Annotated in this window: 4 protein-coding genes; 3 read left to right on the top strand and 1 reads right to left on the bottom strand. The window is 44.2% G+C overall.

All coding sequences use genetic code 11. From position 1 onward, the window contains the following. Nucleotides 1-2,038: cohesin domain-containing protein (locus tag AC1DWN_RS24970; RefSeq protein WP_477561598.1), on the top strand; the 2,038-nt coding region annotated here is incomplete at its 5' end. Between the two features lie 80 nt (nucleotides 2,039-2,118). Here the strand turns inward: AC1DWN_RS24970 and AC1DWN_RS24965 are convergent. Then, nucleotides 2,119-3,060: an AraC family transcriptional regulator gene (locus AC1DWN_RS24965; protein WP_477561597.1), complete on the bottom strand. Its 942-nt coding sequence runs from the start codon at nucleotides 3,058-3,060 to the stop codon at nucleotides 2,119-2,121. A gap of 165 nt (nucleotides 3,061-3,225) precedes the next feature. Between AC1DWN_RS24965 and AC1DWN_RS24960 the strand changes: the two genes are divergently transcribed. Beyond that, nucleotides 3,226-5,460: a family 78 glycoside hydrolase catalytic domain gene (locus AC1DWN_RS24960; protein ID WP_477561596.1), complete on the top strand. Its 2,235-nt coding sequence runs from the start codon at nucleotides 3,226-3,228 to the stop codon at nucleotides 5,458-5,460. 61 nt (nucleotides 5,461-5,521) lie between these two features. Beyond that, a partial coding sequence (locus AC1DWN_RS24955; protein ID WP_477561595.1) for an SGNH/GDSL hydrolase family protein occupies nucleotides 5,522-6,285 on the top strand: 764 nt, incomplete at its 3' end.

Below are 6,285 nucleotides of genomic sequence, written 5' to 3'. Positions count from 1 at the left end.
AGTTGCAGCAAATACGACTTACTATTTGGAGTTGACTACAGATAGCACTACAAATTTAGGTCCTTTCTTGACTAGCGATTCTGACACATATGCAGGAGGACAAGCCTACTCGAATGGTTCCGCTCAAACGAACGATCTTTATTTCCAAATGACGCTTCCTAGATCCGGCGGGGGAAATTGGAACGCTTTCTCACCTACAAACGACTTAAGCGATGAATATATTGAGACATTTGTTAATCATTATAAGAATAATCCTGCTTTACTTGGTTATAACTTGGTTGATGAAMCGTTTGGCGATGTTTTTCCTAAGCTGAAGTCGGTGTCGGATAAAATAAAGGCTATCGATCCCGATCATATGGTGTATACGAATTTATATGGAATATGTGATGATTGCCAGCATTACTTCAGCGGCACCAACGACCCCGTAAACGGCGGTTATGAAAACTATGTTAACGGTTGGTTAGCTACCGATCCCGACATGATCTCGTTTGACTCCTATCMTTATTTATCAACAAGATTTGATGAGAAGCCTTATTATCAATCTTTAGAGTATTTCCGCAAGCAGTCATTACTAAAGGGCACCGATCTTTGGGCTTATATTCAATCTATGTCTTATGACTATTTTAATATGGTAGAGCCAAGCGAGAGTCAATTGAAATTTCAAGTTTATTCTACATTGGCTTATGGGGCAAAAGGGTATGTTTACTTTACCTACCACACACCAGCGGGCATGGATAATGGATTAATAATGCCTGATGGCACGAAGAACGATACGTATGATTACGCGAAAAATGTGAATGGAGAAGTATTGAAGCTCGGATCAACTCTTCTTTCACTGACATCCAAAGATGTGTATCACACGGGTGGTGTACCTCCATTTGCAACTGCTCTCCCATCGACCTATTTCTGGCAGCCATCGACTACTACTGAACCGGTAATGCCGATGATTGTATCACGCTTTGAGAATGAAGACGGAAGAGAATTCGTTATGATCGTAAATAAAGATCTGGAAAATTCTTATACCCAATCCTTCTCATTAAGCACTCTTCCGGATTCTGTCAAAGAAGTGTCTAAGACAACGGGATTGGAAGTCGCGACTACCTATAATGCCGGAACAGGCGCATTATCTGCTAGCTTTGCACCGGGAGAGGGCAGACTTTATGCACTGGATGCAGCTGAAAGTGAACTAGTAGCAAATGATCTTACAGTTGCAGCTCTTACAAATACTGCCGTAAACGGGATGTTAACTGGAAGTAGTCAAGCCGGACAGTCACTGACGTATAGTATTGTGGCGAATGGTACCAAAGGAGCTGCAGCAATCACAAATGCAGCTACTGGAGCTTTCACCTATACCCCAAGTCAAGGAGCAAGCGGAACGGATACATTTACATTCAAAATAAATAATGGTGTAAAGGATTCTAATATTGCAACGGTGACAGTTAATATTGCTTCAACGCTTCAGACTACTTTAACAGGAGGAGGCTCGGCTCAGCCGGGTAAGAAGTTTACCGTTAAGTATGGTCTCAGTGGCGCTGCTGAAAGCATTTATGCGCAGGATATTAAGCTGTCTTATGATTCTTCTGTTATGGAGTTTGTATCAGCTAAGTCCATAAAAGCAGGAGTCAATCTTCTCAGTACTGTTAAAGCTCCAACAGGACAGCTTCATTTCATCATCGCAAGTGAAGGCGGCGGGAATGCAGTGACAGGTAGTGCGGAAATTCTGGAGCTGACTTTCAAAGCAAAAAACATAACACAAACGGCAACAGGCGCGATATCGGTTACAAGCGCTGTCCTTGGGAATGCTCAGGGGAATGAAAGTCAAGCGGCACCTTCATCCATAAACGTATTTATAGCGAATGAAGGCGACTTGAATCAGGATGGAGTAGTTACCGTCGGCGACTTGGCTATTATGTCTTATCATTTTGGTAAAAGTGCGGGCAGTCCGGACTGGGAGCAAGCCAGAAGAGCAGATCTTAATAATGATGGAGTAGTCGACCTACAGGATATGCTGGCACTCTCTAAGAAAATAGTGGAGTAAGCAAAATGAGAAGCCTTTGTATTGAAGGCTTCTCATTTTCGTCTATTATCCCACATCGAGCAATAAAGCAAGTATGAGACTTAGTAGTTCTCCGGCCCAGGAGGTGAGAGGGTGGCTGATCCATAAGTTTTGGAGCGATATTGAAGTGGCGTTTGTCCCGTCTTCTTACGGAATAACTCGTGAAAAAACTTTTGATCTCGATAACCGACCATTTCTGTGATCTCCTTAATGGACAAGGAAGTTTGCGTAAGCAGCTCTGTGCTTTTCTTAATCCTTAGGTTTTGCACGTATTCGGTAAAGGATTGTCCAGTTATGCGCTTAAATATTTTCTGTGTGTAGCTTGGACTTGCTGGTATGAGCTTTGCGATGTCAGACAAAATCATGGGGCGGCTATAATTTTCCTCTATGTAGGCAAAGGCAGAATCGAACTGCGCATAGGCTGGAAGCGCAGCTGTTAGATTTAATTCTAGACGGTACAAATAAATGAGCAGTCTGGTCAATAGGGCATATAAGGCGGCCTCATGACCAGGCTGCTTTGATTTATATTCCCGATGCAGAGCCTCCATGTGCAAACGCCCTTCGTGGAAGATATCCTTGTATCGGCTATAGGTGCGGGTGTTACCGTTTAATAGGTCTTCAATTTCTTTCGGTAGTGGATAGGACCTATTAAGCAGCTCCAAAACCCCTGATGCAAATAGACAATTATAGACGATTAATTCATCCTTATCTGCTTCAGAAGAAGGTCGATAGACATGTCGAGTTCCAATCGGGATGATAAAGAGATCTCCTTTCGCAACTAGAATTCTCTCATCACCGACATAGTGATAGCCTTTACCTTCCGCAACGTAATGAATTTCTATAAAGTCATGAATATGTATAGGCAATGTGAATTTTTCACGTTCTCTCTTAACATACATTTGAAAATTAGAATCCCAAAAGATACTTCCTTCTAAAGTAAAAGGTGTGGAGTTCATCTCGATCGACTCCTTCAAATTAGGATGTGATTGCCCTATAAATAACATAAATACCTCCCTATAGCAAGAAAAATAGTTATGTTATGCTTCAAGCGTAAACGGCTGTCGCCGTCCTTGGAGGCAAAGCAAAGTTTCGCGGTGAATTATAAGCCTATTATAAGTGTGAAACTTAAAAAGTCTTATAATTTGAAAAAATACTAGGAGCTGAATGTTATGGAGTGGACTTCTGAGTGGATTTGGCGCTCGCAGCAAGTTAGAACGAATGACTTTTCATATTTTCGCAAAGAGTTTGATGTGAATGAGAAATGGAATTCCGCTCGTCTATACGTATCAGGGCATCACTATGTTCAGGTCTATTTGAATGGAGACAAAATAGGCGGTTATGGTACCCCTGCACCTACCGATCCGTGGAAGAGGAAGTTCTATACGGAATATGAAGTCAGTGATCGATTAATTGAGGGTTTGAATTGCATCACGGCAGACGCGCATTATATGGGGGGCGCGGGACAAAATGTTGTCGATGGTCTGCCGGGTTTTCGATTGGAGCTGCATCTATCAAGCATAGACGGAAAGAAAATGGTCATAAAGTCCGATACAAGCTGGGACACCTTGGTTGATATGCCGCATCGGGTAGGCACAGCTTATCAACAAAACCGCAGGATTTCGGCTATAGAAGACTATGATGCTAGACTCTGGGACGAGAAGTGGCGTTACGCAAACTGGAATCATAGCATGAAGACGGCTAAAGCCAAAAAATCAAAGATTGGTCGTGAAGATTGGTCGATGGTTTTGCAGACGATTCCTGAGGGCGCAATTGAAGAGGAGATTACGTTAACGAAGCTCAGCCTTCCTGCTGGGAGCGAAGCTAAGGGTGAATTTCCTCAAGTATTTGATGCAGGCAGAATCATCTCTGGCTGGCCTAAGCTGGAGTTAAAAGGTATAGAAGGCGTGACGATACGCCTCCGCTATTCGGAGAACCTGGACGCTCAGGGAAGAGTGGATCATAACGTAACTAACGAGAAATCAGAGAACTATTACGATCAATATACGATGAGAGGCGATCAGGTAGAGACATGGGAGCCTAATTTCTCTTACAAGGCATTCCGATACGTTGAAGTAACCGGTTATCCTATATCGATCGAATCGGCAGATGAGCTAACGGTATGCTTGGCCTATACAGCTATGGAGTATACGGGAAGCTTTCGCTGCTCTGATGAACATTTGAATGCGCTTTACGATGCTTGCATCCGAACGCAGAAGAACAATACGCTGGGGCAAACAGTCGATTGTCCTCATCGCGAACAAGCGCAATATACCGCAGACACAGATTTGCAGGCAGAGACACTGCTCTATAACTTTAATGCGCTCACTGTACTTGAGAAGACGCTGAGTGATTTCGCTGATGCACAGCTGGAGGATGGCACATTCCCTTTTAATGCACCGTCCACCTATGAGCACCCAGACTTTAATATACAAATTCCGGAATGGGATTTGCACTATGCGACACTGCTTTGGAAGCTATATGATGCTTCGGGTGACTTCGATCTGCTCAAAACCCACTATAGGCCGCTGTGTCGTATGGTTGACTACTTTATCAGCAAGCTCGATCAGGCTACAGGTCTCGTTCCATTAGATAAAGGCTGGCACATCAGCGATTGGCCATATCCTTCTGTAGAGCATGACGGAGACTTTCTGACCGTACAACAGATCAAGCTGCTGCAAGCGATCAGAATTGCTGGAGATATTGCTGATTTATTAGGCGAGGGCAGGGATCATGCCAAATATCTGGAACAGGCTCAGAAGTTAAATGAAAATATGTATAAGCAACTTTTTAATAGTGAACTGGGTGTATTTAGGGACAGCTCAGATTCAGACAAAACTCATCAAGGAGTTACTGCAGTTGCCTTGTATGCGAATGCGCTTCGTGAAGAAGATCGCGAGAAAGCAATTGCTTATGTGGCAGGAAAGGAATGGGAGTGCCGCACCGTGTTGTCACTGCCGCTGCTGCGGATGTTGTTTGAGAATAAACGAGAGAAGGAAGCCTTCGCTTTGTTGGACCGCAAGGAATACCCGGGCTGGGGCTATATGATCGCTCAGGGTGCGAAGACAATTTGGGAAGGCTGGGAGGATATCGAGAGCCATTCCCATGCATGGAACGGATATCCGGCAAGGCTACTACAGCAATATGTAGTGGGTATTCATTCCGATGCTCCAGGCTTTAGGAAAGCTGTCATACGTCCCTATTTCCCCGATACGCTGTCCTTTGCAGAAGCGACGGTATGGACTGTTCAGGGTGATTTGTTCGTAAGATGGGAAAAGGGTAAGGATGGCATTATTCACCTTAAGACAGCCATTCCTACTGGGATAGAGGCTCGGCTGGAAGTCCATCTTCAAGGACGCGAAATTCTTATGCAGCTAGAGTCGGGGGAGCATGATTTCGTCTTGTAAATAAATAGACTTGAACGATTGTTTTGGATGAATAAACTATGAAAAAGGGGTTGCACACGCAATGTCTGCAGAAAATGACTGGCGAAATAGACAACAAACAGAAGCTTTTGTTCTCGTGAGGGATGAGGAGTTTCCTTTAAGAAGAAGGCCCTTACCTGGAGCGCATGTACGAGTATTTAGTGATGCGGATAAAAATAAGGCAGATTTGATCGAATATGTCGAAGGTACTGATTACACAGTAGATTATGTAAATGCTTCTATTCGTAGAACAACGGGCAGCCGCATAGCGGATTGGTCGCAGCATCCTATGTATGGGGTAAGCAACTTCGACCATACTGAATTTGGCGACTACAGCAATAGCGCTTATACGGTGTACGCAGAATATGATTATGCTCTAGAGGATGATAGTGCTGTTTCAAATCCGTATAGGTTGGCTAGTAGCTTGGCGGCACTACTCCCAAGAGTAGCTGCAAAGCTGCAAGCAGATGAAGAAATTGTCTATGCCGTCTACGGTGACAGCATCAGTACGGGGGGAGAAGCAAGCCAGGAACGCTTCGCCTATTACCGACGTTTCGCTGACTATGTTGGCGAAATATATCCAGGGAGCAGCATCCGGGTCGTAAATAAAGCGATAGGGGGCGAAACAAGTAAGGGCGGGGCGACAAGAGTGGATAGCGATGTAGTTCCTCTACAGCCGGATCTTGTTTCTATCGGGTATGGGATGAATGACCAGAACCTGTATGATCACGGAGTTGGCGTTCCACCTGAGGAATATGAACACAATCTTCGTTATATTATCGAAGCAATCAGGTTGAATGGAGATAC

This window comes from Paenibacillus sp. P4_A7 (assembly GCF_056402455.1).
This window is presented reverse-complemented; position numbering and strand designations above follow the sequence as displayed.